The sequence below is a fragment of the Mesorhizobium sp. M4B.F.Ca.ET.058.02.1.1 genome, assembly GCF_003952505.1.
Classification (GTDB): Bacteria; Pseudomonadota; Alphaproteobacteria; order Rhizobiales; family Rhizobiaceae; genus Mesorhizobium.
The window spans coordinates 5,528,687-5,555,481 of record NZ_CP034450.1 but is presented as its reverse complement, the minus strand read 5'-3'; the positions used below and the strand labels follow the sequence as shown (position 1 = coordinate 5,555,481).

Below are 26,795 nucleotides of genomic sequence, written 5' to 3'. Positions count from 1 at the left end.
CCCGGTGAGCAACAAAGGCAAGGCTTCCGGAGCAAAACCGGAGAGGCTGGTCTGACCAAGACAGCGTCAGGCAGCCGCCCGGATCATATCCGCCGCCTTCTCGGCGATCATGATCGTCGGCGCATTGGTGTTGCCGCCGACGAGTGTCGGCATCACCGAGGCGTCGACGACGCGCAGCCCTTGCAACCCGCGCACCTTTAACTGCGGATCGACGACGGCCATCTCGTCGATGCCCATCTTGCAGGTGCCGGCCGGGTGATAGATCGTGTCGGCGCGGGCCCTGATATGCGCCATCAGCTCGGCGTCGCTGGCAGCGCCAGCGGTATAGATTTCCTTCTGGCGATACCTGGCCAGCGCCGGCGACTCCAGAATGCCGCGCATCATCCGCACACCCCGGAGCAGAAGCTCGGCGTCGCGCTCGTCCTCGAGGAAGCGCGGGTCGATGCGCGGCGGCGCCAGCGAGTCTGGACTGGACAGCCCAACCTCGCCGCGCGAATAGGGCCTCAGCACGCAGACATGGCAGGAGAAGCCATAGCCCATATGCAGCTTGCGGCCGTGATCGTCGACGATGGCGATGCAGAAATGCAGTTGCAGGTCGGGCCGCTCGGCCGCCGCGTCGGATTTGAGGAAGGCGCCGGCCTCCGCATAGGGCGTGGCGATCATGCCGGTGCCGTCCTTGCGCCAGCGCAGCATGTGCCTGAGCAGTCCGGGCAGGCCGCGGAGGCCGATGCCCATCAGCTCGGTCTCGCGCGACTTCCAGGCCAGGATGAAATCGAGATGGTCCTGCAGGTTCTTGCCGACACCGGGCAGTTCATGGACGATCGGAATGCCGTGCACTGCCAGCTCCGCCGCCGGACCGATGCCGGAAAGCAGCAGCATTTGCGGCGAGCCGAACGCGCCACCGCACAGGATGACCTCGCGCCTGGCTTCCGCCACGGCTTCGCTCTTGCCGGCACGATAGCGCACGCCCGTCGCGCGCTTGCCGTCGAGCACCACGCCGGTCGCCTGCGCGCCGGTGATGACGGTGAGGTTCGGCCGGCCCATCGCCGGATGCAGATAGGCTGCCGCGGCCGAGCAGCGCTCGCCATTGCGCCGCTCGCCCCAGAATTGCGTGACCTGGTAGAGCCCCGCCCCTTCCTGCTCGGGCCCGTTGAAATCGTCGTTACGGCGGATCTGGTTCTCGCCGCAGGCCTCGACGAAGGCTTTCGAGATCGAACGCGGCTCCTGCTGCTCGGCCACCCTGAGCGGTCCGTCGCCGCCGTGCAGCGCATCAGTGCCGCGCTGGTTGCCTTCGGCGCGCCGGAAATAGGGCAGCACCTCGCTCCACGACCAGCCGTCGCAGCCGAGATCGGCCCATTCGTCATAGTCGCGGCGGTGACCGCGCGTGTAAAGCATGGCGTTGATGGCGCTGGAGCCGCCCAAGGCCTTGCCGCGCGGCTGGTAGCCCTTGCGGCCGCCGAGCCCTTCCTGCGGCACCGTCTCAAACCCCCAATTGTTGATCCTGGGCCTGCCCGGCAGCAGCGCGATGATGCCGGCCGGCGCGCGGATCAGGAGATCCTTGCCTTCGCCGCCCGCTTCGATCAGGCAGACCGTCTTCGATGCATCCTCAGAAAGCCTGGCGGCAAGCGTGCAGCCGGCGGAACCGCCGCCGGCGATGACATAGTCGTAGCGCATGGTCTCCTCCCGGCGGATATTTCCGTCCGTACGGTCAGAGAAGGCCTGCTTGCGCGCGTTGTAAAGACGTCGACGAGTTACCGCAGGGTCAGCCCGCGCGTTTGCGCCGCCAGGAATATTTCGGCCCCTTGGTCTCCGCCTCGGCGGTCGGCTGGTAGTAGAGCCCCAGCCCGCCGGTGCGGCCTTCCCCCAACCGCTTCAAAAGCACCGGGTTCGAGATTTCGAACTCGTCGAAGCCGACCCGCAGCATATGCGGCAGCTGGTCGACCAGCACCTGGCCGGCGGCGCGGACGGCGCCCTCGAAATGATGGCGGCTGCGCAGCAATTCGCCCTTGGAGAAAGAACGGCCGTCATTGAACGCCGGGAAGGCCAACGCCACCAGCGACAGCTGGTCGAGCAGGCCGACGATCTTGTCGAGCTCGTCGCCGGGCTGCAGCAGCACCCCGATGCGTTCCCTGGCCGACTTGCGCACCTCCGGGTCGAGCCCCAGGAACGCCTGCAGCGGCAGGATGAAGCGGCCATTGCCGGCCAGCGCCTCGGCGCTCTCGGCCTGGATCCACTCGTCCTCGCGGAAACCGTTCGGGGTCCAGAGGCGGGTTTCCGATTTGGTCGGTTCAGTCATCAAAAATTCCCAAGTCCAAAAATCCAAGGATGTGTCGCGTTTCAGGTCAGGCCGAGCCCGAGCGGAGCGTCCCATGGTGCGTGAGCACCGGAAACGCTGGAAACCGACGATTGCGGGCCGGCCTCACCTGAATATCAACATAGCCTAAAGGGATGCGTCGGTCAGCGACTTCTCCAGGCCGGAAAGGTGGATGCCGCACTCTGTCTTGGCGTGCCCGGCCCAGCGGCCGCTGCGCGCGTCCTCGCCCGGCTGTACCGGCTGCGTGCACGGGAAGCACCCGATCGACAGATAGCCATAGGCGACCAGCGGATTTTCGCGCAGCGCGTGCTGGCGCATGTAGTCGGCCTGGTCCGAAGTCGTCCAGTGCGCCAGCGGATTAATGCGGATGCGCGAGCCGACCGCCTCGAAGACCGGAAGCGCCGCGCGCGTCGAGGCCTGGAATCGCTTGCGCCCGGTGAACCAGGCGCGGAACGGCTCGACGCCGCGCGCCATCGGCTCGACCTTGCGCACGTTGCAGCAGGCGTCGGTGTTGGTTTCGTGCAGCCTGCCTGTCGGATCGACGCGTTCGAGCGCGGCCTCCTCCGGCTTGATCACCCTGACATCGGTGAAGCCGAAATCGGCGACCAGCGCATCGCGATAGCCGAGCGTTTCCTCGAAATGCTTGCCGGTGTCGAGGAAGATCACCGGCAGCGCGCGGTCGACCTTGGCGATCATGTGCAGCAGCACGGCGGAATCGGCGCCGAAGGAGGAAACGGCGGCGATACCGCCGCGAAACAACTCGTTCGCCGAACGCTCTATGACCTCGATCGGGCTGAGGTGCCCATAAAGCGCGTCGAGCCCCGCCGCCTCGGCGGCGACGCCGGCCTCGACATCAACGACCCGGTCAAGCGGCCTTGGTTTCGCCAGCATAGAGCGCCTCCTTGAACGGCGCGGGACCGACTCTGCGGTAGGCGTCGATAAAACGTTCTGAGGGACTGAGCCGAAGGCCGAGATAGGTATCGACGATCTGCTCGATGGCGTCGGTGATCTCTTCCGACGAGAAGCCGCGGCCGATGATCTCGCCGACGGAGGTGTTCTCGTCGGCCGAGCCGCCGAGGGTGACCTGGTAAAGCTCGGAGCCCTTCTTCTCGACGCCGAGAATGCCGATGTGGCCGACATGATGATGGCCGCAGGCATTGATGCAGCCGGAGATCTTCAGCTTCAGCTCGCCGATCTCGCGCTGCCGTTCGAGCGAAGCGAAGCGCTGCGAGATCTCCTGCGCCACCGGAATGGAACGGGCCGTGGCCAGCGCGCAATAGTCGAGGCCGGGGCATGAGATGATGTCGCTGATCAGGTTGGAATTGGCCGTCGCCAGGCCGATGTCGACCAACGCGTCATAGACGGCCTTCAGATCGGCGCGCGCCACATGCGGCAGGATCAGGTTCTGCTCGTGGCTGACGCGCAATTCGTCGAAGGCGTATTTCTCGGCGATGTCGGCGACCGCCTCCATCTGGCTGTCGGTGGCGTCGCCCGGCACCTCGCCGATGCCCTTCAGCGAGATCGTCACCGCCGCGTAGTCGGGATGGCGATGCGTCACCACATTCTGGTCGAGCCATTCCGAGAAATTCTTGGAATCGAGCCGCGCCAGCTTCACAGCCGCGTCGCCTTCCGGCCGCTCGACCACCGCCGGCGGCGCGAAATAGGCGTTGATGGCACCGATGTCGGCTTCCGGCAGCTTCAGCTCGGCGTCCTTCAGCTCCTGCCATTCGGCCTCGACCTGGCGCGTGATCTCCTCGACGCCGGTCTCGTGGACAAGGATCTTGATCCGCGCCTTGTACTTGTTGTCGCGGCGGCCGTAGAGGTTGTAAACGCGCAGGATCGCCGTGCAGTAGGAGAGAAGATCGGCTTCCGGCAGGAAGTCGCGGATCTTCCGCGCCACCATCGGCGTGCGGCCCTGGCCGCCGCCGACATAGACCGCGAAGCCGAGCTCGCCGGCCGCGTTCTTCTTCAGGTGCAGGCCGATGTCATGCGTCTGGATGGCGGCGCGGTCGCGCTCCGCACCCGTCACCGCTATCTTGAACTTACGCGGCAGGAACGAGAATTCCGGATGCACCGACGACCATTGCCGCAGGATCTCGGCATAGGGGCGCGGATCGGCAACCTCGTCGGCGGCGGCACCGGCGAAATGATCGGCGGTGACGTTGCGGATGCAATTGCCGCTGGTCTGGATGGCGTGCATCTCGACGCTGGCGAGATCGGCCAGGATCGCGGGAATGTCGGAGAGCGCCGGCCAGTTGAACTGTATGTTCTGGCGGGTCGTGAAATGACCGTAGCCCTTGTCGTATTTGCGCGCGATGTGGCCGAGCATGCGCAGCTGCTTGCTGTTCAGCGTGCCATAGGGCACCGCGATGCGCAGCATATAGGCATGCAGCTGCAGATAGACGCCGTTCATCAGCCGGAGCGGCCGGAACTGGTCCTCGGTGATCTCACCGGCAAGCCGGCGTTGCACCTGGTCGCTGAACTCGGCGACGCGGGCCTGAACGAAATCGTGGTCGAACTCATCGTAACGGTACATGCTTCGTCTTTCAGGGCGCGTCCGCCCGCATTGCCTGTTTGGTCTATGCCGCCCGCACGGGTTGCGGGCTCGCCTGCTTGCCGAGATCTTCGCGGATGGTCGGCCCGGCGGCGCGGATCTTTTCGCGCAACCGCACCGGCTCGACCAATCCGTCGACCACCGTGACGTCGATCAGGTTGACGTCGACCACCTCGTTGTTGGCGTAGGCGGCAGCGCCGATCGCTTCCAGCCGGTCTTCCGCCGCCTTGTCATGGGCGAGGTCGGCACCGCCGACCGTCTCCGCCCAGCCGCCATCGGCGTACCAGACGGCGATGCCGTCGGTGAGCCTGTTCGCGGTCAGAACTTTCATTGTTCAACTCCTTCGGCCGCTACGCTGGCCGTATCTTCATGCCTGTGTGCCGCGAGCGGCTCGGAACGTTCGAAATTGGCGCCGGCGACCGCATCGCCGATGATGGTCATGACCGGGCCGGTGAGATCGGCGCGGGCCTCCAGCGACGGCAGGTCGGCCAGCGTGCCGTGGAAGCGGCGACGGTTGCCGAGGCTGGCGTTCTCGACCACGGCGACCGCGGTGTCGGGCGACAGGCCCGCCTCGATCAGCCGGCCGGCGACTTCGGCCGCGACCGAACGGCCCATATAGACGGCGACGGTGGCGCCGGAAATGGCGAGCTTGGCCCAGTCGGGCAGCGAATTGCCCTTAAGGTCATGGCCCGTCGTGAACACCAGCGACGACGACACGCCGCGCAGCGTCAGCGGCAGTTCGAAATCGGCGGCGGCGGCGAAGGCCGCGGTGACACCGGGAACCACCTCATAGGCGATGCCGGCATCGCGAAGTGCCGCCATTTCCTCGCCGGCGCGGCCGAACACCAGCGGGTCGCCAGACTTCAGCCGCACGACGCGCTTGCCCTCGCGGCCGAGCTCGACGAGCAGCGCGTTGATCTCTTGCTGGCTCTTGGAATGGCAGCCCTTGCGCTTGCCGACCGGCAGGCGCTCGGCGTCGCGGCGGCCCATGGCGACGATCGCGTCGGGCACCAGCGCGTCATGGACGATGACGTCGGCCTCCAGCAGCAGGCGATGCGCCCTGAGCGTGAGCAGATCCTCGGCGCCCGGACCGGCGCCGACCAGCGCGATGTGGCCCGAGGCCGGCGCGTCGGAGACAAGCAGCTCGACAGCGGCATCATGCGCCCGTGACAGTTCGCCCGCCTCCACGGCCCGCGCCGGAGCGCCGGCGAAGAAGTCGCGCCAGAAGCGGCGGCGGCCGGTGCCCTTGGGCAAGCGCTCGGCGGCGCCGCGAAAGGACGCGGCAAGCGTGGCCAGCGCGCCGAGCGACGGCGACAGCATGCGATCGATGCGGCCGCGCAGCATCTGCGCCAACACCGGGCCGGCGCCTTCGGTGCCGATGGCGATGGCGACCGGCGCGCGGTTGACCAGCGCCGGCGTGAAGAAATCGCAAAGCTCTGGCCGGTCGACCGCGTTGACCGGAATGCTCAAGCGGCGCGCGTCCTCGGCAACGCGGCGGTCGAGCGCCTCGTCGCCGCTGGCGGCGAACACCATGGCCGCGCCTTCGAGATGCGCAGCCTCATATGCGGCGGCGACATGGACAGCACCGGTCGCGGCAATGAAAGACAGCAGCTCGGCTTCGGCGGTTTGCGCTATGATGCGCAGCGCCGCGCTCGACTGGCCGACGAGCCGCGCCTTGGCCAGTGCCGCCTCGCCGCCGCCGACAATGGCCACGGCTTCGCCCTCGACCCGCATGAAGACGGGGAAAGCGTTGAGCTTGGCATTGGCCTGCGACATGGCGAGCAGATTCCTGAGCAATTTGGCAGTTTTACGCGCGGGCGTGAAAAACCAGAAGCAAAGCACTCGCGCATCCCGCGATGGCAGGCAATCGCTTTTTCGCAAGCGCGAAGAGCAGGAGAAAAAAATTCCACATCCGGGAGAGGATCGGATTGAAGCCGCCATTGCGGGCCCTGATCTCAGGCGTTTTTAGCTGCAAATGCTCCACGCTACAAAACTGATTTTTCTAAATCCTACCAATTTAGTAGATTAAAGCCGCAATACCGTCGCCGGCCGGCGCGCGTGGCTGAATGAGCGCCTGACCAATATCGGAACATTCCAGCTTGAGCGGGCGTTTGCCATACGGAACCCCGCCGGCCACCCGCCGCGAACGGTTCGCAACACTGCAAAAGCAGGAGGAGCCCGCATGAGCAACGTCACTCTGAAACATGGCCTTTGGATCGTGGTCGCCGATGGCGAGAAGGCGCTGTTCCTGCGCAATGAAGGCAACACCCGCAATCCGGACCTGCAGGTCGTGCAGGAGATGGAGCAGGAGAACCCCGCCACGCGCGAGCAAGGCAGCGACCGCCCCGGCCGCTACAATGACGGGCCGTCCATCCATCGCAGCGCGGTCGAGGACACCGACTGGCATCGTATCGGCAAGGAGCGCTTCGCCGACGACATCGCCGAACGGCTTTATGGGCTCGCCAATCGCGGCGCCTTCAAGGAGATCGTGCTGATCGCGCCGCCGCTGGTGCTGGGCGAAATGCGCCGGAAGCTCCACAAGCTTGTCGGCGACAAGGTGACGGTGGAAATTCCAAAGACGCTGACCAACCACACCATCCCTGAGATCGAAAGCCTGCTCCAGGCAGCCTGACGGCGCCCGCCGCGCAAGCGCAATCCGCCCTTCGCCCGGCATTCGTGCCCCTTGCCTTTCGATTTCACGGCTTTACGGGTTGCCTCGCGGCCCTGCCTCCTCCCATATTGCAAGGGCGGCGGCCGCGGGGCGGCCCTATCCTACATCGTGATTTTTTCGAAAGGCGCTCCATAGACAATGCCGCATGACACGCCCCTTATCGCCACGATCGTCGCCGGTCTGGGGCTGGCTTTCGTTTTCGGCGCGCTCGCCAACCGTTTCCGCATCCCGCCGCTGGTCGGCTATCTCGTGGCCGGCGTGCTGGTCGGGCCGAACACGCCGGGCTTCGTCGCCGACGCAAGCCTTGCCACCGAGCTTGCCGAGATCGGCGTCATCCTCTTGATGTTCGGCGTCGGCCTGCATTTCTCCCTGAAGGACCTTCTCTCCGTCCGCGCCATCGCCGTGCCCGGCGCCGTCGTCCAGATCGGCTTTGCCACGCTGCTCGGCGTCGGCCTTGCCTGGCTGCTCGGCTGGTCGATGGGCGCCGGGCTGGTCTTCGGCCTGGCATTGTCCGTCGCCTCGACGGTGGTGCTGCTGCGCGCCTTGCAGGAACGGCGGCTGATCGAGACCGAGCGCGGCCGCATCGCCGTCGGCTGGCTGATCGTCGAGGACCTTGCTATGGTGCTGGCGCTGGTGCTTTTGCCGGCGCTTGCCGGTGTGCTGGGCGGCCAGCCGCAGGCCGACGACCATGCCAGCCTGCTGGCGCTGCCGGCCAACTACGGCATCTGGGGCGTCGTCGGCGTCACGCTGGCCAAGGTGGTGGCCTTCGTCATCGTTATGCTGGTGGTGGGCCGCCGCGTGATTCCCTGGATCCTGCATTATGTCGCCCATACCGGGTCGCGCGAGCTGTTCCGGCTGGCGGTGCTGGCGATTGCGTTGGGTGTCGCCTTCGGGGCAGCAAAGCTGTTCGGCGTCTCGCTGGCGCTGGGCGCCTTCTTCGCCGGCATGATCATGAGCGAATCCGAGCTCAGCCACCGGGCGGCCGAGGAATCGCTGCCGCTGCGCGATGCCTTCTCGGTGCTGTTCTTCGTCTCGGTCGGCATGCTGTTCGACCCGTTCAGCCTGGTCAGCAATGGCTGGCCGATCCTGGCGACGCTGGCCATCATCCTGCTCGGCAAGTCGCTGGCCGCGTTCGTCATCGTCGTCGCCTTCCGCTACCCGATCGCGACGGCGCTGATGATCTCGGCCAGCCTGGCGCAGATCGGCGAATTCTCCTTCATCCTGGCCGAACTCGGTGTCGGCCTGAAGCTCCTGCCCGAGCAGGGTCGCGACCTGATCCTTGCCGGCGCCATCCTGTCGATCCTGCTCAACCCGCTGATGTTCCTGGCCATCGACTGGATGACACCGTGGCTGGAGGCACGCTCGGCCAAGGCATCGCCGCCGGAAGAGGCAAGGCCGATCGGCCCGGCGACCGAGCCCGGCCAGGTGGCTTCGGTGACGGCTTCGCCGCAAAAGCAAGACGGCCCGCCGCCAAGAACCGCGCTTACCGGCCATTCCATCCTGATCGGCTACGGCCGTGTCGGCAGCCTCGTCGGCGCGGCGCTGAAGCAAGCCGCCCTGCCCTTCCTGGTCATCGAGGACGCCGACAAGACGCTGGCGAAGCTGAAGGCCGATGGCGTCGAAACCATCGCCGGCAATGGCGCCAATGCGGACGTCTTTTCGGCCGCCAATCCGGAAGGCGCCAAGCGGCTGATCCTTGCAATTCCGAATGCCTTCGAGGCGGGTCAGATCGTGCTGCGCGCCCGCGCCGCCAACCCCGGCATCAATGTCATCGCCCGCGCCCACTCCGATGCCGAGGTCGAGCATCTCAAGGGACTCGGCGCCGACACCGTCATCATGGGCGAGCGCGAGATCGCGCGCGGCATCGTCGAGGTGGTGACGGGTAGGTCACCCGCTGGGTTGAAAGAGGTCGCCCGCGCCCCGGAGATCAAACCGCAAGCCGTTTGAGTTGCGCGTCCTGCACCAGCCAGGTTGATCAAGCGACAAATGCGGAGCCGCCGTTTTGCGCGATATCGCTGAGATATTTTGCCGGCGGCTTGCCCAGCGCCTTCTTGAACATGGTGATAAACGCCGTGACGGATTCATAGCCGAGATCGCCCGAGACCTGCTGCACGCTGGCGCCTGAGGCGAGTTCGCGCAGCGCCACGATCAGGTGCAGCTGCTGGCGCCAGCGCCCGAAGGTCAGCCCTGTCTCCTTCACGACGAGGCGTGCCAGACTGCTCTCGCTGAGCGCCACGCGGTTCGCCCATTCCGCTAGCGTGCTGCGGTCGGCGGGATCGTCCGCTAACGCCTCGGCGATCCGCCGCAAGCGCGGCTCGGCCGAAATCGGCAGGTGCAATTGCTGCACAGGCATGCGCGGCAGTTCGGCAAGCAGGATCCCTCCCAGGAAACCGCATCGTGCCTCCTCCGGCGCGCAATCCGACAGTTCGATGATCAGCTCGCGCAGCAGCGGCGAGATCGAAAGCGTGCAGCACCGGTCCGGCAATTCGGCGGCCCCCGGTTCGAGATAAACGAAGAAAATCCGCGCATTGGCGGTCGCGATGTTGCTGTGCTGCATGCCGCCCGGAATCCACACGGCGCAATGCGGCGGCACCATCCACAGGCCGCTCGGAACCCGACAGGTGACGCCGCCGCCCAGCGCGAAGACGAGCTGCCCCTTGCGATGCCAGTGGTCGCGCACCTCGGCCCTGGTCTCCGGTACATCGACGCGCACGGCGATTGCCGGCGCGTGGACGTCGTCGACATCGAAATCGAGCCATGGGTAGCGAAGAGGCTGTCTCATGATTGACTGTTTTTAGCGACCGTGTGCAATTATAGCTAAATTCTTAGACCATGGAAGTCGATAGGCTCCGGTTTGCGCATGGCGATCGCGTTGACGCTGCGCGCCCATCGCCGGCTTGGTCCAGGAAGGTACAGCCCCATGCTCGCCCTCGTCATCGCTTCCGACAGCGCCACCGGGCTTAGGCTGGCCGAGGTCGAGGACCCTCGGCCCTTGGCGAACGAGGCGCTCATTGCGGTCCACGTAACCTCGCTGAACCGGGGTGAGCTGCGCCTGCTCGGCATACGCCCGGACGGCTGGATACCCGGCCAGGACATCGTCGGCGTCGTCGAACGGGCAGCAACCGATGGCTCCGGGCCTGGCGTGGGGACCCGGGTCGCAGCTTTGGTCGACGAGCACGGCTGGGCCGAACGTGTCGCGGTTCCGACCGACCGTCTCGCCGTCCTGCCGGACGGCGTCGGCTTCGGCTCCGCCGCCACGCTTCCGGTCGCCGGCACGACGGCGCTGAGGACGTTGCGCCATGGCGGTGACCTCGCCGGCCAGCGGGTCCTGATCACCGGCGCTAGCGGCGCGGTCGGTCGTTTCCAGATCCAGATCGCCCGCGAGCAAGGCGCTTCGGTGACGGCGATCGCCGCCGCCCGGCATGAAGAGGACCTGCGTGGGCTGGGCGCCGAACGTGTCGTCGAGTCGATCGAGCGGGCCGAGGGGCCGTTCTCGCTGATCACCGAGTCGGTCGGCGGCGCAAGCCTCGCGCACGCGATCGAACGCGTCGCGCCGGGCGGCACCATCGTCATGTTCGGTTCAAGCAGCGGCGAACTGACGCCCGTCGGATTTCGCCAGTTCGTTCCGGGCCATGAAGGGGCGAGGCTTCAGACCTTCGCCTACTATACGTCCGGTCCAGCCATCGGCGCCGATATCGCCTCACTGCTCGCCCTGGTCGCGGCTGGCCGGTTGGAAACCCGCGTCGCCTTGACTGTGCCGTGGACAGACATCGGCCAGGCGCTGGACGCCCTGCGGCAGCGCAGCTTCAGCGGCAAGGCCGTCCTCACCATGACCGGATGAGCGATTTTGCCCCGAAATCGAGGGTCAGACGTGCTGACCGCCATTGATGTGGATCTCCGAGCCGGTGACATAGGACGCCTGCCCGGAGCACAGGAAGAAGATGATGTCGGCCACCTCCGCCGTGGCGCCGAGGCGTCTGAGCGGGATCGTCTCGACGATCTTGTCGGTGCCCGGCGACAGGATAGCGGTGTCGATCTCGCCCGGCGCGATGGCGTTGACGCGGATGCCGTGCGGGCCGAAATCATGCGCCATCTCGCGCGTCAGCGAACCCAGTGCCGCCTTCGATGTCGCGTAAGCCGTGCCGGCGAAGGGATGCACACGGGTGCCGGCGATCGAGGTGACGTTGACGATCGAGCCCTTCGCCTGCGCCAGCTCCTTGAACAGGCCCCTGGCCAGCATGATCGGCGCGAAGAAATTGACCTGGAACACGTCACGCCAGACATGCATCGGCGTGTCGATCGAGTTCATCCGGCTGCCGTCCTTCAGCTTCGGCGAAATGCCGGCATTGTTGACCAGCGCGTTGAGCTGGCCGCCATGCGCCTCCAGCCGGTGGCGGATCTCAGAGACGGCGATGCCGACATCCTCCTGGTCGGCGAGATCGACCTTGATGTGGTCCTCCGGCCCGGCTGGCCATGGACAGTCCTCGGCAAAAGCCTGGCGCGAGCAGGTGATGACGCGCCAGCCCTCACGCGAGAAGCGCTTCACCGTCGCATGGCCGATGCCCCGGCTGGCACCGGTCAGCACGATGGTTTTTCTTGTATCGGTCTCGGCCATGTCGCGGTCTCCGGCCGGACATGTAGCCGAAGGCGCAAGCCATGGCGAGAGGCGATGTTGCCGCTCAACCGCCGGTGAGGATGTCGAGGATCGAGGTCTGCCGCTTTTTCGTCGGGCCGCCGACATTGCCAGGCGGCACCGGATGGCCGACCGAGGCGGTCGTCCCGCCATCGCTCGGCATGTCGAACCCGTCGGCATCGACCGTCTCGGCCGGCCGGGCCGGACGCGCCGGGCGTGCGGGCGCCTGGGCGGACTGACCGATCGCCGCCTGCGGCACCGGCACCGGCTGACCGGCGTCGGCCGAGGGGATGTCGTCCGGCACGATCGTATCCGAAGGGGTAGACTTCCAGGTTCCGGGCAGCGGCCGGACCGGCACGCCTTCGTGCGCGGCGACCATGAATTCATGCCAGGCCTGCGCCGGCAGCGCGCCGCCGGTGACCTTCTTCATCCCGCTGCCGTCGTCATTGCCGAACCAGACGCCGGTGGTCAGGTTGGCGGTGTAGCCGACGAACCAGGCGTCGCGCGAATTCTGGCTGGTGCCGGTCTTGCCGGCCGAGGGCCAGGCGAAAGCCGCCTTCTTTGCGGTGCCGATTTCGACCGTGCCGGTCATCATCGAGTTCATCATGCCGACGATCTCTTGCTTGACGACGCGTGGCGCGTTGCCGCCATTGTTGTCGTAGAGCACCTTGCCGCCAGCCGTGGTGACGCGGCGGATGAAATGGATGTCCGGCTTGTAGCCGCCATTGGCGAACGGCACATAGGCCGAGGTCAGCTCCAGCGGCGTCACTTCCGAAGTGCCGAGCGCGATCGAGGTGTTCGACTGCAGATCGGACTGGATGCCCATGCGGTGAGCGGCCTCGACCACCGCGTCGGGCCCGACCTCCATGGTGAGCTGGGCGGCGACCGAGTTCAGCGATTTCGCCAGCGCCGTCGCCAGCGTCACCTTGCCGAAGTATTTACCGCCGTAATTGTCCGGCGTCCACTTGCCGATCTTGATCGGTGCGTCGTTGCGCACGCTGTCCGGCGTGCGACCGGCCTCGAGCGCTGCCATGTAGACGAAGGGCTTGAAGGCCGAGCCCGGCTGGCGGCGCGCTTCCGAGGCGCGGTCGAACTGGCTGGTCGAATAGTCATAGCCGCCGACCATAGCGCGCACCGCGCCGGAATCGTCGATCGATACCAGCGCGCCCTGCGTGACGTTGAGCTTCTTGCCGCTCTCGTCGATCAGCCGCCGGATCGACTGTTCGGCAAGCTTCTGCAAGGTGAGATCGACCGTCGTGTCGACGACGATATCGCCGCGCACGTCGCCGATCAGGTCGGGCAGTTCGCCCATGATAGTGTCGGCGACGTAGTTTTCCGATCCGGTCCAGTAGGACGGCGCGCGCGTCGCCGGCGCGCTCATCGCGCTCGTCAGTTCCTTGGCGCCGATCTTGCCCTCGTCGCGCATGGCGGCGAGCACCAGCTGCGCACGCTCCTCGGCCGCCTTCGGGTCGCGCGCCGGCGACAGCCGCGACGGCGCCTTGAGCAGGCCCGCCAGAAGCGCCGCCTCGGAGAGCGTCACGTCACGCGCGCTCTTGCCGAAATAGCGCCGCGAGGCCGCTTCGACGCCATAGGCGCCCGAGCCGAAATAGACCCGGTTGAGGTACATTTCGAGAATCTGGTCCTTGGTGTGCTTGTGCTCCAGCCACAGCGCCAAAAGTATTTCCTGCACCTTGCGCTCCAGCGTGCGGTCGGGCGTCAGGAACAGGTTCTTGGCCAGCTGCTGCGTCAGCGTCGAGCCGCCCTGCGAGAAATGCCCGCCAAGCACATTGGTGACCATGGCGCGCGTCAGCCCGATCGGATCGATGCCGAAATGCGAATAGAAGCGGCGATCCTCGATGGCGACGACGGCCTCGGGGATGTAGGGCGACATCTCGTGCAGGCCGACGGCCTCGCCGCCGCTCATGCCGCGATTGGCGATCAGCTGTCCGTCGACCGAAACGATCTTGATGTTGGGGGCGCGGTCGGGGATCGACCAGGTGGTCGCTGCCGGCATCTTGGCGCCGTAATAGACGACGATGCCGGCCACCGCGATGCCGCCCCAGATGGCCAGCACGAAGCACCAGTAGGCCAGCCGGGCGAGAATGCCGAACAGGCCGCGCCGGCTGCGGTCGCGCCCGCGCCGCGACGACTTCCTGGCCGGTTTGCGTCTGGCGGCGGATTTGCGACTGCCCGGCACGACGCGATCCTCCTCGCTCACCGAGAACCCGGCCGGGGATTTCGCCTGGGGCGGCCCGTCGAAGCTCGGTTCGATGCGACTGTCTCTGCGGTTCGCCATGCGCTGCGCTTAATATCCCGGTGCTAATGGCGCTCGGGTGCAGACTAGATGCGGCGATTTAAGGGCGCGTTAAAGCAGGGTTTATGCAGGCTTTTGAAATTCCTTACGATTTTCTAAATCCGTTACCGCTGCGGGACCGACGACAGTGCTAAGCCATAAACTGGCGATTGCCGCCGACGAGTAGCCGATGTGTGGCGGAGAGCGTTCGCCAGCGAAGCGCTCCAGCAGAAACATCTACGTCTGCCCGCTGACGGTCCGGCTTCGTGTGCCAGAGATCAACTCGTCAAGATGAGCGGATTGCATGTTGCTCAGCCCGGCGAGTACGAACCGCGCACCGTCGCGCGCCAGCTTCTTGGGATCTCGATCAGGCCGTTCGTCCGCGTACTGGATGTGTGCGATCGTCACGTTTGCGATCAGGATGCGTATGAGCACCGGATCCGTGGCAACGAACTCGCCCGCCTCTATGCCCTGGCGGACAAGTTTCTCCAACGCGAGGTAGAGGGATTCGAGCTTGGCGGCCCAGTGCGCCAATTCCGGCGCACGCAATATATCGCTGCTGTAGAGTTCGGATAGCGAGAGCGGCAGGCTCAGTAGCGTCTCGAGATCCCAGACCAGATAGTCATGAAGTCTCGCTGCCGCCGATCCAGATGCGTTCGCTGTCCTTTCCGCGACGACCACCGCATTGTCGAGGCTGAGAGAAAACAGCGCCTCGAGTATCGCCTGCTTGTTTGCGAAATGGTGAAACAGCGATGGCTGCCTGATGCCTACCGCAGCCGCGATCTGTCGTGTCGAGGTGGCCCGATATCCGTGGCGGCGGAAGAGCGCGCTGGCTTCCATGAGGATTCGTCGCCGGGTGTCGTTTGGCGCGAACTGATCCCAGTTTTGATCACTTGCTCCGATAGTCTGATCTGCCTTGCTCGCCATACCTCGTTCCCGGCCGATCGACGCCCCAATGCAGGATATCGGATCGGCTGTAGTGACCCGTTACGTCGAGATCGTGTTTGAACGCTATGGTCTGCGCAAGGTCAAGGTCACAGATGACGGGCGCGTCACCGAAGACCGGACCGACCAGGTATTCGCCATCGGGCCCGATGACCCCCGATCCTCCGGGAAACGAAGCGTCTCCCCCCGTCCCCTTTTCATAGGCCGCCCGCAGGTCCGGCAGCACGGCCTCCACAGGAAGATACGTCGCGGCGCTTGCGACGAAGCAGCGCCCCTCGAAAGCGTAGTGCCGGGAAGCAAGCTGGTGCGCCGACGGCATGTCCGGCCAAAGGGCAACATGAATCTGCTCGTCCTCGGCGTGCAGGGCCTGGCGGATGATGGGGTGGAAATGCTCCCAGCATACCATCGCGCCGACCCGCCCGGCCGCCGTTTCGTTCACGCGCAGGCCGTCCGCATCGCCCGGCGTCCAGACCAGGCGTTCGGTGTGGGTTGGAGTGAGCTTGCGGTGAACGGATACGATCGATCCATCTGCGTCGATCGTAAGCGCGCTGTTGTAAAGCAGCGCGGCGCTCGGCCGAGCGCGCTCATTGAGGCCGATCACCACGCACACCCCATTGTCACGCGCGGCGTCGCAAAGGGCCTGGACGTGAGGGCCGGGAACGGTGGCGCTTGCGGCCACCAGCTTCTGGAACCAGTGCCGCGCCTCCGGATCGTTCCAGCCGGCTAACCCGAAAACCCAGGCCGGATAGCCCCCGAGCCAGGTTTCGGGAAACACTACGAGATCGGCGCCTTGTGCCGCTGCGGCCTCAATCTCCGCTTTCGCAGTGGCGATGCCCGCGTCGAGATCGAGAAGGTGCGGGGGCCTCTGGCTGATGTAGATGCGCGTCATATTCTACCACCCCGTCAGCACGCGGACCGTGACCCAGACCCAGGCAAGAGCGAAAGTCGACAAGGCGGCGAAGTCGCCGACGCTTGCAACCTTGTATCGCTGCGGAAAATCCGGCCACCAGCCCATCGCACCCGTCGAGATGACGGTATAGAAGCCGGTGACCAGCAACACCAAAGACGCATAAGAGTCGACGACGCCTGTCGCCTCCGCGGCGAGGAAGATGCCGCCGAGCACCAAAGCGTCGACGTGGCCCTGCCGCAGCCGCGCGAAGTTTCTGATGTATGCCCAGCCTGCCGGGCGCTCGAGCGACAGATACATGAGGATACCGGAGCAGCCTCCCATCGACAGCAGCAGCAGGCCGCCTTTGCCAAGAATGCCCATTTCTATTCCGCAGCCAGGTTCTTGCGACGCCACGCGCCGATGTAGATCACAGCCAGCGCGGCAACGACCGCAAAGACCCAGATCGCCGCCCAAACCTGCCAAACCGGAGCATTTGGCGGCGCCAGTTCGACGCGTGGCCAAGCTATGTTGATGGTCTCGAACACCAGCCAGACCAAGGCGGCGACGTTGACCGGCGTGCCGAGCGCGCCGAGACGCAATGAGCCATCGGGGCGCCACTTGCCGCTGACGCGGGCGTAGAGCGCCGCCGCCACGACCAGCAGGAACGTTATATAGAGGCCTGCGGTGCCGAAGCTGATCATCGTTCCGACAGCCCCTTCGTTGAAGCCGAGAAGCAGGCAGGCCGAGGCGATGAGCGTCATGGTCGTCATGGCGACCAGCGGAACCTTTCTGCCTTCGCTGACCGAAGCCAACTTCCGGGAGAACGGAAGCACGCCATCCCGGGCGAGACTGAAGATGACGCGGCCAAGATAGGCTTGCATGGATATGCAGCAGGCAAAAAAGGTGATCGCCACCACGGCCAGAAACGGCATCCGCGACCAACCACCCAGCGAGGCGACCACCGTCGCCGTGACCGGATCCATTTCAGAGCCCGAGATCACGGCCTGGAGGTCGCCGGTCGCCAGGATGACGGCAACGGCGACCAAAACCACTGCGATGCCAACGACCGCCGTGGCGGCAAGGATGGCACGTGGGACGTTCGCGCCCGCGCCGGTGGTCTCTTCGGCGACCGACGCGCTCGCATCGAAACCGACGAAGGCCCAACCGCAGACGGCGAGCGTGGCAAGCGCTGCTCCGAGCGAGGTCGGAGCCCCCATCGAACTGAAGAGGACAGTGACATCGTGGGTTCGGAAGAACACCAGCAGCATCGAGCCGATAAGCATCGAAGCGATTATCTCGGCTGCGATGCCGAAGTTTACCGCCACGCGAACGACCTGGACGCCGCCGGCATTGACCAGCAGGGAAGCGAGCAGCACGCAGAACGAAAGCAGCATGTGCCCGCCCGGCGAGGGCTGAAGACCGAGCAACTGCGCGAACCACGGCGCCGCAAGGAACGCCACGGTAGCGAGCGCCGCCGACACGGCAACGAGGTATATGAGGCCTGTGAAGATGCCCGCGTCCGGCCCGATCAGCCGGCGCACCCATTGATAGGGCCCTCCTGCAATCGGGAACTCGGATGCGAGTTCCGCATAGACCACTGCCACCAGCACCTGGCCGACCAGGGACAGTACCAGCAGCCACACCCACACCGGCCCGGACAGGTTCATCCCGAGTCCGAAGATCGCATAGAGACCGACCACCGGTGCGACGGTGGCAACGCCGATAGAAAATGTCGAAAAGACGCCGAGTCCGCGCCGGAGCTGCTGTCGATAACCCAGCTCCTGCAACCGTGAAGCGTCCGAGCTCACTCGATCCAAGATCCCCTCCCTATCAATCGATAGTCTACCTATCATATGATAGGCTTGGATTGTTTTGTCAATCGGCTCACGACTCGCGACGTCGCGATGCTTGCTTGCAGCAGCTCTTCTCAAGTCCGATGAGGTTCAGGGGCGCTTTCGCCGCTGGCCATCGACGCACTACGCCAGGATCCGTAGGACCTATTGCGGCGGTCGTGGCCTTAGGGGCGAGTCAAGTCGGTAGAATTTGAAAAGGATTGATAATCAAATGCTTGGCGAGGCACCGGCTTGGTGCTCGTCGCGGCCGCTGTTGCCCATGCTTTCTGGCGCCTCGTCCTGTTATCCGCCGCGCGTTGGCGGCGCGCTGCATGTTTGAACCGGCGATCAACACCCTGCCCCGGCGCGACCATCCGGCCGGGGCAGGATCAGCGCCTAATGGCTAAAGCCGGAACCAGATCCAGACGCGCCGGCGATAGCAGCGCCTGCGCAGGCGGCCGTACCGCCAGTAGGTGCGGCAGTAACGTCTCCAGGCGCGCCGCCGTCTCCTGCGCCGGCGCCAATAGCGATGCGAGACGGTTTGCAGATCCGCTTCGGTGCCGTCGTCCTCCCAGGCCTGCCTGTCCTGCGCCTCGAGCTCGTCGAGGATACCGCTTCCCGCGTCCGGAATGCCGGCCACGGCGCTGATGGGCCGAACCGCGCTGACGACTGCGGCCGCCCCCGCCAAGCCCAGCATTCCCGTCAAGAATAATCGGCGATCCATGAAAACCTCCCAATCTGCCAATCAGTGAACCGGGTCCACGAAAGGGAAGTAGCGCGGCGGTTGCAAAAGCCCAGGGGTTCGCGCAGCGCCGGGAATAGCGCAGCGGTTCCTAGCGGCGTCAGCCTTGTTGCGAAGTTGCGGTGGCCTTGCCCGCCATCCTCACGGGTCGCCGCCACCGTCAAGGCCGGTGGCGCCGACCCTTTCGTCAATTCTGCTGGATCGAAATGCCCTTGTCGTCGATCTTGAGCTCGACGCCCTTCGGCCGGGTTTGCTCGCGGTAGACATAGACGCCGAGCGCGATGACCACGACCAGCAGCGCGCCGATGATCAGATAGAGCATGTTCTGCTTCACGGCGCGTCCCTTCTAATGCATCTCGACCAAAAAGTGCGCATCGGTTTTGGGATAATGGCATGCACAAAAACAAAAGACCTAAAGCGCGTCGCCTGACTCTGTTTCAGCACGACGCGCTTTCGCGGTCGGGCCTCACGCTCGCTTCAACACCTTGACCACCAGCAGCAGGATGATGGCGCCGAGCGTGGCATTGATGATGGCGGCGAGTATGCCGCCGCCTATGGCAAAGCCGAGCCTCGGGAACAGCCAGCCGGCGATGAAGGCGCCGATGATGCCGACGATGATGTTACCGATCAGGCCGAAGCCGAAGCCCGACACGACGAGGCCGGCGAGCCAGCCGGCGATGGCGCCGATGATGATGAAGATGAGAAGGCTTTCGATACCCATTGAGCTTTCCTCTGAGCAGGAGGGCGACGCCGGGGCGCGCCCCCCGAATCGGCCTCGATATCAACGGGTTCAGGCTAAGCCAAAGCAACCCCGCCCGCCAGCGACCAGCTCATCCGCGCCGCCTTTCCTGTAATTGCTCCAGAGGCTGTTGAGATTCAGGTCAGGCCGAGCCGAAGATGGTGGATTCCGATAACCGCAATGGAGCGGACTTTTGGGTCCGTGAGTACCGGAAGCGCAGGAATCCACCATTGCAGGCCGGCATCACCTGAATATCAATAGCCCCCTAGTCGTCATCGTCGCTTACGGCAGGCCGCCAGCTGGTCGGCTCGACCTTTTTCTGCGTGGTGCTGTCGATATAGGTCCACCAGCCGCCGTCGCGAAATTGCGCGATCGACTCGTTGATCACCCCATTGCCGTCCTTCCAGTAGACGGTGACCTTGGAGCCGTCGGTCGGCGCGGTTGCTATCGGTTTCCTCTCCGCCATGTCGTCCTCCGAGGCCGTCAGCTATGGGCGAAGATATCCTCCTCGCCCCAGCCCATCAGGTCTAGTTTGGCACGCGTCGGCAGGAAGCGGAAGCAGGCGTCGGCCTCCTTCGTGCGGCCCTCGCGCGCCAGCCGGGCGGCCAGCACCTCGCGCAGCCGGTGCAGATAGAGTACGTCGGAGGCGGCATATTCGAGCTGTTCCGGCGACAGGGTCTCCGCCGCCCAGTCCGACGATTGCTGTACCTTCGACAAGGTGACTCCGAGAAGCTCGCCGCAAATGTCCTTCAGCCCATGCCGGTCGGTATAGGTGCGGGTCAAGCGCGAGGCTATCTTGGTGCAGAACACTGGTTCCGCCACGACGCCGAAGGCGTTGTAGAGCACGGCGATGTCGAAGCGGCCGTAATGGAACAGCTTGGTGACGCTGCGGTTGCGGAGCAGGCTGACCAGGTTCGGCGCCTTCTTCTGGCCGGGCGCGATCTGGATGACGTCGGCGCTGCCGTCGCCCGGCGAGATCTGCACCACGCAGAGACGATCGCGATGCGGGTTCAAACCCAACGTCTCGGTGTCGATGGCCACTGCCCCGACATTGTAGTGGGACAGGTCGGGCAAGTCGTTCTTGTGGAAGCGGATGTCGCTCATCATTGTCTCCGGATCGCGGCCTGCGCTGTTCGTTTCGTCCTCACCGCGATCCGACGAAAAATCAACAAAAACTTGTCTTTCGACCCCTCAGCGCGTCAGCGCGTCGAGAATACGGGCCCAGGAGCGCTGCCCTTTGTGGAACGAAGTGAGCTCGTATTTCTCGTTGGGCGAGTGAATGCGGTCATCGTCGAGACCGAAGCCGACCAGCAGCGACTCCAGGCCGAGATAGGTCTGGAAATCGCCGACCACGGGGATCGAGCCGCCGCCGCCGGTGATCACCGCCTGTTTCGCCCATTCGTCGGACAGCGCCTCCTTGGCCTTGGCCAGGAACGGCGAGTCGTAGGAGAGCTTGATCGCCGGCGAGCCGCCATGCGGATGGAATTCGACCGAGCAGTCAGCCGGGATGCGTTCTTGAACGAAAGCCTGGAACGCAGCCCGGATCTTCTCGGGGTCCTGCTTGTGGACGAGGCGGAACGACACCTTGGCCGAGGCCTCCGCCGCGATCACCGTCTTGAAGCCCTTGCCGGTATAGCCGCCGATAATGCCGTTGAACTCCGCCGTCGGCCGCGCCCAGGTCAGTTCGAGCACCGAGCGGCCCTTTTCGCCGGCGAGGATCGACAGGCCGATCGGCCCGAGGAAGCTCTCGGCGGTCTCGCCGAGCGTTTCCCACGACTTCAGCACCTGCGACGGCGTCTCCTCGACACCGTCATAGAAGCCCGGGATGGTGATGCGCCCATCCTTGTCGTGGATATCGGCCAGGATCCCGGCCAGGATCCGGATCGGATTGGCGGCAGCCCCGCCATAGAGCCCCGAATGCAGGTCGCGATCGGCCGCTTTGACGGTGATTTCCTCGCCGACCATGCCGCGCAGCGACACGCAGATGGAGGGCGTCTCGCGATCCCACATGCCGGTGTCGCAGACGAGCGCGAAGTCGGTCTTGAGCTCGGCGGCATTGGCCGCGAGGAACGGCTTCAACGACGGCGAGCCGGACTCTTCCTCGCCCTCGAACAGGATGGTGATGCGGCAAGGCAGGCCGCCATGCACCTGCTTCCAGGCGCGGCAGGCCTCGACGAAGGTCATCAACTGCCCCTTGTCGTCGGCCGAACCGCGGCCGGTGATTATCTTGCGGCCAGGCTCGATCTCCTTGATCGCCGGCGCGAATGGATCGCTTTCCCACAATTCGATCGGATCGACCGGCTGCACGTCGTAATGGCCGTAGAACAGCACATGCGGCGCGCCCGCTGGCCCGTCGTGATGCGCCACCACCATCGGATGGCCGGGCGTGTCGCGCACGCTGGCGTCGAAGCCGATCAGCTTCAGCTCGGCCACCAGCCATTCCGCCGCCTTGTGGCAATCCTCGGCAAAGGCCGGGTCGGTGGAGATCGACTTGATGCCGAGCAGGCCGAACAGGCGCTCGAGGCTCTGGTCGAGATTCTGGTCGAGACGATCGAGGACGGGGGAGATTCTGGACATTGTCTGAAGCCTTTCGATTTTGCGCCGACCCTAAAGGGACGAGCCGAAAACGAAAAGCCGGGAACGTTGGACCAGCGTTTGGCAGCGGAAAAACATTCAGACCGATATGTCTGACCTGAAGACGAAAAAGCCGCCGTGGTGGAGGGGAACCACGGCGGCCTTACTCGAAACGTTGCGGCAGCCCGGAGAGGGGGATAGGCTGCCGCAGTTGTCCGGGATAGGCGGGGGACGGGCCTTGCTCCGGACTTCGGCGAAAACTGCCGATGGACCTTATTTGGGTCTGTGAACGTGGCGATTCAAGGGCACCAGTATTACACTTTTGTAACATGCCCGTGAGTGGCCGGATCATTCGGCGGCAGCCTCTGTCAGGGTGTTGCCGGAACCGGTAGTTTCAGCCGCCTTTGGCATGGACCGCGCCGTCTGGCCGCGCTATCCCTGCCGGCATGAAAAAAGGCGATCATCTCTTCCTCGTCGACGGCTCCGGCTACATTTTCCGCGCCTATCACGCGCTGCCGCCGCTCAATCGCAAATCCGACGGCTTGCCCACCAATGCGGTGCTCGGCTTCTGCAACATGGTGTGGAAGCTGATGCAGGATGCCCGCAACACCGATGTCGGCGTGGTGCCGACGCATTTCGCCGTCATCTTCGACTATTCCTCGAAGACCTTCCGCAACGAGCTCTACCCCGAATACAAGGCCAACCGCTCGGCACCGCCAGAGGACCTGATCCCGCAGTTCGGCCTGATCCGCCAGGCGACCACGGCTTTCAATCTTCCCTGCATCGAGATGGAGGGCTTCGAGGCCGACGACCTCATCGCCACTTATTGCCGGCTTGCCTGCGAGGCTGGCGGCGACACCACTATCATCTCCTCCGACAAGGATCTGATGCAGCTGGTCGGTCCCACGGTCGGCATGTACGACCCGATGAAGGATCGCCAGATCGGCATCCCCGAAGTGATCGAGAAATGGGGCGTGCCGCCGGAGAAGATGATCGACCTGCAGGCGCTCACCGGCGACTCGGTCGACAATGTGCCGGGCGTGCCCGGCATCGGGCCGAAGACGGCGGCGCAGCTCCTGGAGCAGTTCGGCGACCTCGACGCGCTGCTGGCGCGCGCCGCCGAGATCAAGCAGGAGAAGCGGCGGGAATCGATCATCGCCAATGCCGACAAGGCGCGCATCTCGCGCCAGCTGGTGACGCTGAAGAACGACGTGCCGGTCGCCGAGGGGCTCGGCGACTTCGAGCTGCACGCGCCGGACGGGCCGAAGCTGATCGGCTTCCTCAAAACCATGGAATTCACCACGCTGACCCGCCGCGTCGCCGAAGCGACCGGAACCGAGATCGGCGACGTCCAGGCCGCCGCCGTCACCATCGAGCGCGCCGATACCGCGCACGGACCCGATGTCGGAGCCGGCGCGCCGCCGGCAGCACGGTCCACGCCCGCCGGCAACGACGCCGACAAGCCAGCGCCGGCCATCCGGGCAGAAGACGCGCCGCCGCAGGGCGACACCCCTTCCCTGCTCTCGGCGCTTCGCCTGGAACAGGCGGCGGCGCGCAAGATCGACACGTCGGCCTATGTCGCCATTCGCGATGCGGCGGCGCTGACGGCCTGGATCGCCGAGGCACGGGAAGCCGGTGTCCTCGCCTTCGACACCGAGGCCAGCTCGCCCGACCCGATGCAGGCCGAGTTGATCGGCCTGTCCATGGCGGTCGCGCCCGGCCGCGCCGCCTATCTGCCGCTCGTCCACAAGAGCGGCACCGGCGACTTGCTGGGCGGCGGCATGCTGGAGAACCAGATCCCCGTCCGCGAGGCATTGGCGCTGCTGAAGCCTCTCTTGCAGGACGGGTCCGTTCTCAAGATCGTGCAGGACCTGAAATACGACATCGTCGTGATGAGCCGCCACGGCATCGAGATCGGCCCATTCGACGACACGATGCTGATCTCCTATGTGCTTGATGCCGGCACGTCCGGCGGCCACGACCTGGCCGGCCTCTCGGAAAAATGGCTGGGCCACGCCCCGGCCTCCAAGAAGGAGCTTGCCGGATCGGGGAAAAGCGCCGTCGGCTTCGATCAAGTCGATATCGAGCGCGCGACCGCCTACGCCGCCGGGCAGGCCGATATCACGCTGAGGCTCTGGCAGGTGCTGAAGCCCAGGCTTGCCGCCAAGGGCCTCGTTTCCGTCTATGAGCGGCTGGAACGGCCGCTGGTGCCGGTGCTGGCGCGGATGGAGCAGCGCGGCATCTCCGTCGACCGACAGATCCTCTCCCGGCTGTCGGGCGAGCTGGCGCAGGGTGCCGCCCGCGTTGAGGAGGAGATCTACGGCATCGTCGGCGAGCGCATCAACATCGGCTCGCCGAAACAGCTCGGCGACATTTTGTTCGGCAAGATGGGCCTGCCGGGCGGCTCCAAGACCAAGACCGGCCAATGGTCGACATCGGCGCAGCTCCTGGAGGACCTTGCCGCCGAAGGCCATGAACTGCCGCGCAAGATCGTTGACTGGCGCCAGCTCACCAAACTGAAATCGACCTATACCGACGCGCTGCCTGGCTTCATCCACCCCGACACGAAGCGCGTCCACACCTCCTATGCGCTGGCGGCGACGACAACTGGACGTCTCTCGTCCTCCGACCCCAATCTGCAGAACATCCCGGTGCGTACCGCCGAGGGGCGCAAGATCAGGACCGCCTTCATTGCCGAAAAGGGCCACAAGCTGGTCTCTGCCGACTACAGCCAGATCGAATTGCGGGTGCTCGCCCATGTTGCCGAGATCCCGCAGCTGAAGCAGGCCTTCGCCGACGGCGCCGACATCCACGCCATCACGGCATCCGAGATGTTCAACGTGCCGGTCGAAGGCATGCCTTCGGAGGTGCGCCGCCGCGCCAAGGCGATCAATTTCGGCATCATCTACGGCATTTCGGCCTTCGGTCTTGCCAACCAACTATCGATCCCGCGCGAGGAGGCCGGCGCCTACATCAAGAAATATTTCGAGCGCTTCCCGGGCATCCGCGACTATATCGAGGCGACCAAGGCCTACGCCCGCGAATATGGCTATGTCGAAACCATCTTCGGCCGCCGCATCCACTATCCGGAGATAAGAGCCTCCAATCCCTCCATCCGCGCCTTCAACGAGCGCGCCTCGATAAACGCCAGGCTGCAGGGCACCGCCGCCGACATCATCCGCCGCGCCATGGTGCATATGGAGGAGGCGCTGGAGAAGGCCGGCCTGTCGGCCCGCATGCTGCTGCAGGTGCATGACGAGCTGATCTTCGAGACGGTGGAAGCCGAGGTCGAGGCGACGCTTCCCGTCGTGCGCCGTGTGATGGAGAACGCGCCGATGCCGGCGGTGTCGATGTCGGTGCCGCTGCATGTCGATGCGCGGGCCGCCGACAATTGGGACGAGGCGCATTGATGTGAACGCGTTGCTGCCGCCCTCGACAGCCACCGTCCTTTCCTTCTCGCTCGCATGCCTGCTGATCGAACTGACGCCGGGTCCGAACATGACCTATCTGGCGCTGATTTCCGCCAGCGAAGGACGCCGCGCCGGCTTTGCCACGGTGGCGGGTATCGCGTTGGGACTGGCGACCGTCGGCGCGGTCGCGGCCTTCGGCGTCGCCGAACTGATCCAGGCATCGCGGCCGTTCTACGAGGGACTTCGCTGGGCCGGGGTGCTATTCCTTCTCTACCTCGCCTGGGAGGGCTGGACCGCGGGAACGGACGTCGTATCGAGCGCCGGCGGCGCGCGCGGCAAGCATTTCATGCGCGGACTCGTCACCAATCTCTTGAACCCCAAGGCGGCGGTCTTCTACGTCGCCGTGCTGCCGACCTTCGTCGATGCCGGACGGCCGGTCCTCTCCCAGACAGTCCTGCTCAGCGCGGTCTATGTGGCGATCGCGACCGCTGTTCACGGCGTCATCGTCGCTCTGGCGGGGACGCTGGAACCGTTCCTCAACGATCCCCGCAGGGAGCGATTTGCCCGACGGCTGCTTTCAGCGCTGCTGGCGCTGGTCGCGTTCTGGTTCGCCTGGTCGACCAAGCACTGAAGCGATACGCTCCCGGGTTTGTTGAGTTTCAGGCCGAGCCGAGAACGGCGGGGTCCGAGAACCGGAGCGGAGCGTACTTGAAGTACGTGAGCACCGAAGCGCAGGAGCCCGCCATTTGCAGGCCGGCCTCGCCTGAAGAACAATAGACCCTAGGCGGCCTCGGCCCGGCACTTGGCGCAAACGCCGCGGAACTCGATCACCGCCTTCTTGGCGGCAAAGCCCGTCGAGCGCACCCATTCGTCGAGCCGGTGGTCGACATCATGGTCGGACATCTCGGTCACCTGGCCGCATGTGTCGCAAATGGCGAAGGCGGTCATCGAATGGCTGTGATCATGCGGCTCGGCGCAGGCAACGAAGGAGTTGAGGCTCTCCAGCCGGTGCACGAAACCCGACTTCACCAGCGTGTCAAGCGCGCGATAGACCTGCAGCGGCGCGCGGAAGCCACGTTCGCGCAGCTGGTCGAGCAGCATGTAGGCGCTAAGCGGTCCGCTGGCGGCCTCGAGCTTTTCGAGCACACACAACTGGTTCTTCGTCAGCACATCCCTTGCCGCCATGGTCCTGCTTCCAG

The 26,795-nt window shown here is 65.2% G+C and carries 26 protein-coding genes; 6 read left to right on the top strand and 20 right to left on the bottom strand.

Annotated features, from left to right (window positions below):
- Window positions 1-66: 66 nt before the first annotated feature.
- From EJ073_RS27010 to cysG, 6 genes are all read right to left on the bottom strand, one after another.
- Window positions 67-1,674, bottom strand: coding sequence for a GMC family oxidoreductase N-terminal domain-containing protein (locus EJ073_RS27010; RefSeq protein ID WP_126058280.1), 1,608 nt, complete (start codon window positions 1,672-1,674; stop codon window positions 67-69).
- An 88-nt stretch (window positions 1,675-1,762) separates the two neighbouring features.
- Entirely contained in the window at window positions 1,763-2,296 is a 534-nt protein-coding gene (locus EJ073_RS27005; RefSeq protein ID WP_126058279.1) for a DUF934 domain-containing protein, read from the bottom strand.
- A gap of 144 nt (window positions 2,297-2,440) precedes the next feature.
- Window positions 2,441-3,205 (bottom strand): phosphoadenylyl-sulfate reductase, encoded by a 765-nt coding sequence (locus tag EJ073_RS27000; RefSeq protein WP_126058278.1) that lies wholly within the window; start codon window positions 3,203-3,205, stop codon window positions 2,441-2,443.
- On the bottom strand, window positions 3,180-4,850 hold the full coding sequence (locus EJ073_RS26995; protein ID WP_126058277.1) for a nitrite/sulfite reductase: 1,671 nt from the start codon (window positions 4,848-4,850) through the stop codon (window positions 3,180-3,182). The genes EJ073_RS27000 and EJ073_RS26995 overlap by 26 nt, the downstream gene beginning before the upstream one ends.
- A gap of 43 nt (window positions 4,851-4,893) precedes the next feature.
- Window positions 4,894-5,199, bottom strand: coding sequence for a DUF2849 domain-containing protein (locus EJ073_RS26990; protein WP_126058276.1), 306 nt, complete (start codon window positions 5,197-5,199; stop codon window positions 4,894-4,896).
- A complete protein-coding gene (cysG, locus tag EJ073_RS26985; protein WP_126058275.1) occupies window positions 5,196-6,644 on the bottom strand; it encodes a siroheme synthase CysG in 1,449 nt (482 codons plus the stop codon). The genes EJ073_RS26990 and cysG overlap by 4 nt, the downstream gene beginning before the upstream one ends.
- Here cysG and EJ073_RS26980 point away from each other — a divergent pair.
- From EJ073_RS26980 to EJ073_RS26970, 3 genes are all read left to right on the top strand, one after another.
- Window positions 6,643-6,837, top strand: coding sequence for a hypothetical protein (locus EJ073_RS26980; RefSeq protein ID WP_126058274.1), 195 nt, complete (start codon window positions 6,643-6,645; stop codon window positions 6,835-6,837). The two genes, cysG and EJ073_RS26980, sit on opposite strands and share 2 nt — an antisense overlap.
- Before the next feature lie 213 nt (window positions 6,838-7,050).
- A complete protein-coding gene (locus EJ073_RS26975) occupies window positions 7,051-7,500 on the top strand; it encodes a host attachment family protein (protein ID WP_126058273.1) in 450 nt (149 codons plus the stop codon).
- A gap of 177 nt (window positions 7,501-7,677) precedes the next feature.
- The gene (locus EJ073_RS26970; protein WP_126058272.1) at window positions 7,678-9,486 is read left to right on the top strand and encodes a cation:proton antiporter; all 1,809 of its coding nucleotides are present in this window, start codon (window positions 7,678-7,680) and stop codon (window positions 9,484-9,486) included.
- Between the two features lie 28 nt (window positions 9,487-9,514).
- Here EJ073_RS26970 and EJ073_RS26965 read toward each other — a convergent pair whose 3' ends face one another.
- Window positions 9,515-10,321: a helix-turn-helix transcriptional regulator gene (locus EJ073_RS26965; RefSeq protein WP_126058271.1), complete on the bottom strand. Its 807-nt coding sequence runs from the start codon at window positions 10,319-10,321 to the stop codon at window positions 9,515-9,517.
- A gap of 138 nt (window positions 10,322-10,459) precedes the next feature.
- On the opposite strand from EJ073_RS26965, the gene EJ073_RS26960 reads away from it, so the two are divergent.
- The gene (locus tag EJ073_RS26960) at window positions 10,460-11,380 is read left to right on the top strand and encodes a zinc-binding dehydrogenase (protein ID WP_126058270.1); all 921 of its coding nucleotides are present in this window, start codon (window positions 10,460-10,462) and stop codon (window positions 11,378-11,380) included.
- Between the two features lie 24 nt (window positions 11,381-11,404).
- On the opposite strand, the gene EJ073_RS26955 is transcribed toward EJ073_RS26960, so the two are convergent.
- The 12 genes from EJ073_RS26955 to EJ073_RS26900 all read right to left on the bottom strand — a co-directional run bounded on the left by EJ073_RS26955 (window position 11,405) and on the right by EJ073_RS26900 (window position 22,189).
- Complete coding sequence (locus EJ073_RS26955) at window positions 11,405-12,154, bottom strand: SDR family oxidoreductase (protein WP_126058269.1); 750 nt, start codon at window positions 12,152-12,154, stop codon at window positions 11,405-11,407.
- Between the two features lie 64 nt (window positions 12,155-12,218).
- Window positions 12,219-14,468, bottom strand: coding sequence for a transglycosylase domain-containing protein (locus EJ073_RS26950; RefSeq protein ID WP_126058268.1), 2,250 nt, complete (start codon window positions 14,466-14,468; stop codon window positions 12,219-12,221).
- Window positions 14,469-14,702: 234 nt separating this feature from the next.
- Window positions 14,703-15,392, bottom strand: coding sequence for a TetR/AcrR family transcriptional regulator (locus EJ073_RS26945; RefSeq protein ID WP_126058267.1), 690 nt, complete (start codon window positions 15,390-15,392; stop codon window positions 14,703-14,705).
- Window positions 15,355-16,299, bottom strand: a complete 945-nt coding sequence (locus EJ073_RS26940) for a carbon-nitrogen hydrolase family protein (protein ID WP_126058266.1) — start codon at window positions 16,297-16,299, stop codon at window positions 15,355-15,357. Before EJ073_RS26940 ends, EJ073_RS26945 begins: the two co-directional genes overlap by 38 nt.
- 3 nt (window positions 16,300-16,302) lie before the next feature.
- Entirely contained in the window at window positions 16,303-16,680 is a 378-nt protein-coding gene (locus EJ073_RS26935) for a hypothetical protein (protein WP_126058265.1), read from the bottom strand.
- Between the two features lie 2 nt (window positions 16,681-16,682).
- Window positions 16,683-18,230, bottom strand: coding sequence for an APC family permease (locus tag EJ073_RS26930; protein ID WP_210211262.1), 1,548 nt, complete (start codon window positions 18,228-18,230; stop codon window positions 16,683-16,685).
- A 304-nt stretch (window positions 18,231-18,534) separates the two neighbouring features.
- Window positions 18,535-18,855 carry a protamine-2 (modular protein) gene (locus tag EJ073_RS26925; RefSeq protein WP_126058264.1) on the bottom strand — a complete coding sequence of 107 codons (321 nt, stop codon included), beginning with the start codon at window positions 18,853-18,855 and terminating at the stop codon, window positions 18,535-18,537.
- Between the two features lie 205 nt (window positions 18,856-19,060).
- On the bottom strand, window positions 19,061-19,207 hold the full coding sequence (locus EJ073_RS26920) for a hypothetical protein (RefSeq protein WP_126058263.1): 147 nt from the start codon (window positions 19,205-19,207) through the stop codon (window positions 19,061-19,063).
- Window positions 19,208-19,339: 132 nt separating this feature from the next.
- Window positions 19,340-19,594, bottom strand: a complete 255-nt coding sequence (locus EJ073_RS26915) for a GlsB/YeaQ/YmgE family stress response membrane protein (protein ID WP_126058262.1) — start codon at window positions 19,592-19,594, stop codon at window positions 19,340-19,342.
- A gap of 283 nt (window positions 19,595-19,877) precedes the next feature.
- Window positions 19,878-20,078, bottom strand: coding sequence for a hypothetical protein (locus EJ073_RS26910; protein WP_126058261.1), 201 nt, complete (start codon window positions 20,076-20,078; stop codon window positions 19,878-19,880).
- Between the two features lie 17 nt (window positions 20,079-20,095).
- A complete protein-coding gene (locus EJ073_RS26905) occupies window positions 20,096-20,716 on the bottom strand; it encodes a ribonuclease D (RefSeq protein ID WP_126058260.1) in 621 nt (206 codons plus the stop codon).
- A gap of 87 nt (window positions 20,717-20,803) precedes the next feature.
- Window positions 20,804-22,189 carry a M20/M25/M40 family metallo-hydrolase gene (locus EJ073_RS26900; RefSeq protein WP_126058259.1) on the bottom strand — a complete coding sequence of 462 codons (1,386 nt, stop codon included), beginning with the start codon at window positions 22,187-22,189 and terminating at the stop codon, window positions 20,804-20,806.
- A 443-nt stretch (window positions 22,190-22,632) separates the two neighbouring features.
- Between EJ073_RS26900 and polA the strand changes: the two genes are divergently transcribed.
- Entirely contained in the window at window positions 22,633-25,596 is a 2,964-nt protein-coding gene (gene polA / locus EJ073_RS26895; protein WP_189347486.1) for a DNA polymerase I, read from the top strand.
- A 1-nt stretch (window position 25,597) separates the two neighbouring features.
- The gene (locus tag EJ073_RS26890; RefSeq protein ID WP_245455381.1) at window positions 25,598-26,227 is read left to right on the top strand and encodes a LysE family translocator; all 630 of its coding nucleotides are present in this window, start codon (window positions 25,598-25,600) and stop codon (window positions 26,225-26,227) included.
- 149 nt (window positions 26,228-26,376) lie between these two features.
- Here the strand turns inward: EJ073_RS26890 and EJ073_RS26885 are convergent, their stop codons facing one another.
- Entirely contained in the window at window positions 26,377-26,781 is a 405-nt protein-coding gene (locus EJ073_RS26885) for a Fur family transcriptional regulator (RefSeq protein ID WP_126058257.1), read from the bottom strand.
- Window positions 26,782-26,795 lie beyond the last annotated feature (14 nt).

Coding starts and splice junctions, on each gene's coding strand:
- EJ073_RS27010 (WP_126058280.1), bottom strand. CDS start 1,674: ATGCGCTACGACTATGTCATCGCCGGCGGCGGTTCCGCCGGCTGCACG.
- EJ073_RS27005 (WP_126058279.1), bottom strand. CDS start 2,296: ATGACTGAACCGACCAAATCGGAAACCCGCCTCTGGACCCCGAACGGT.
- EJ073_RS27000 (WP_126058278.1), bottom strand. CDS start 3,205: ATGCTGGCGAAACCAAGGCCGCTTGACCGGGTCGTTGATGTCGAGGCC.
- EJ073_RS26995 (WP_126058277.1), bottom strand. CDS start 4,850: ATGTACCGTTACGATGAGTTCGACCACGATTTCGTTCAGGCCCGCGTC.
- EJ073_RS26990 (WP_126058276.1), bottom strand. CDS start 5,199: ATGAAAGTTCTGACCGCGAACAGGCTCACCGACGGCATCGCCGTCTGG.
- EJ073_RS26980 (WP_126058274.1), top strand. CDS start 6,643: ATGGCGAGCAGATTCCTGAGCAATTTGGCAGTTTTACGCGCGGGCGTG.
- cysG (WP_126058275.1), bottom strand. CDS start 6,644: ATGTCGCAGGCCAATGCCAAGCTCAACGCTTTCCCCGTCTTCATGCGG.
- EJ073_RS26975 (WP_126058273.1), top strand. CDS start 7,051: ATGAGCAACGTCACTCTGAAACATGGCCTTTGGATCGTGGTCGCCGAT.
- EJ073_RS26970 (WP_126058272.1), top strand. CDS start 7,678: ATGCCGCATGACACGCCCCTTATCGCCACGATCGTCGCCGGTCTGGGG.
- EJ073_RS26965 (WP_126058271.1), bottom strand. CDS start 10,321: ATGAGACAGCCTCTTCGCTACCCATGGCTCGATTTCGATGTCGACGAC.
- EJ073_RS26960 (WP_126058270.1), top strand. CDS start 10,460: ATGCTCGCCCTCGTCATCGCTTCCGACAGCGCCACCGGGCTTAGGCTG.
- EJ073_RS26955 (WP_126058269.1), bottom strand. CDS start 12,154: ATGGCCGAGACCGATACAAGAAAAACCATCGTGCTGACCGGTGCCAGC.
- EJ073_RS26950 (WP_126058268.1), bottom strand. CDS start 14,468: ATGGCGAACCGCAGAGACAGTCGCATCGAACCGAGCTTCGACGGGCCG.
- EJ073_RS26945 (WP_126058267.1), bottom strand. CDS start 15,392: ATGGCGAGCAAGGCAGATCAGACTATCGGAGCAAGTGATCAAAACTGG.
- EJ073_RS26940 (WP_126058266.1), bottom strand. CDS start 16,299: ATGACGCGCATCTACATCAGCCAGAGGCCCCCGCACCTTCTCGATCTC.
- EJ073_RS26935 (WP_126058265.1), bottom strand. CDS start 16,680: ATGGGCATTCTTGGCAAAGGCGGCCTGCTGCTGCTGTCGATGGGAGGC.
- EJ073_RS26925 (WP_126058264.1), bottom strand. CDS start 18,855: ATGGATCGCCGATTATTCTTGACGGGAATGCTGGGCTTGGCGGGGGCG.
- EJ073_RS26915 (WP_126058262.1), bottom strand. CDS start 19,594: ATGGGTATCGAAAGCCTTCTCATCTTCATCATCATCGGCGCCATCGCC.
- EJ073_RS26910 (WP_126058261.1), bottom strand. CDS start 20,078: ATGGCGGAGAGGAAACCGATAGCAACCGCGCCGACCGACGGCTCCAAG.
- EJ073_RS26905 (WP_126058260.1), bottom strand. CDS start 20,716: ATGAGCGACATCCGCTTCCACAAGAACGACTTGCCCGACCTGTCCCAC.
- EJ073_RS26900 (WP_126058259.1), bottom strand. CDS start 22,189: ATGTCCAGAATCTCCCCCGTCCTCGATCGTCTCGACCAGAATCTCGAC.
- polA (WP_189347486.1), top strand. CDS start 22,633: ATGAAAAAAGGCGATCATCTCTTCCTCGTCGACGGCTCCGGCTACATT.
- EJ073_RS26885 (WP_126058257.1), bottom strand. CDS start 26,781: ATGGCGGCAAGGGATGTGCTGACGAAGAACCAGTTGTGTGTGCTCGAA.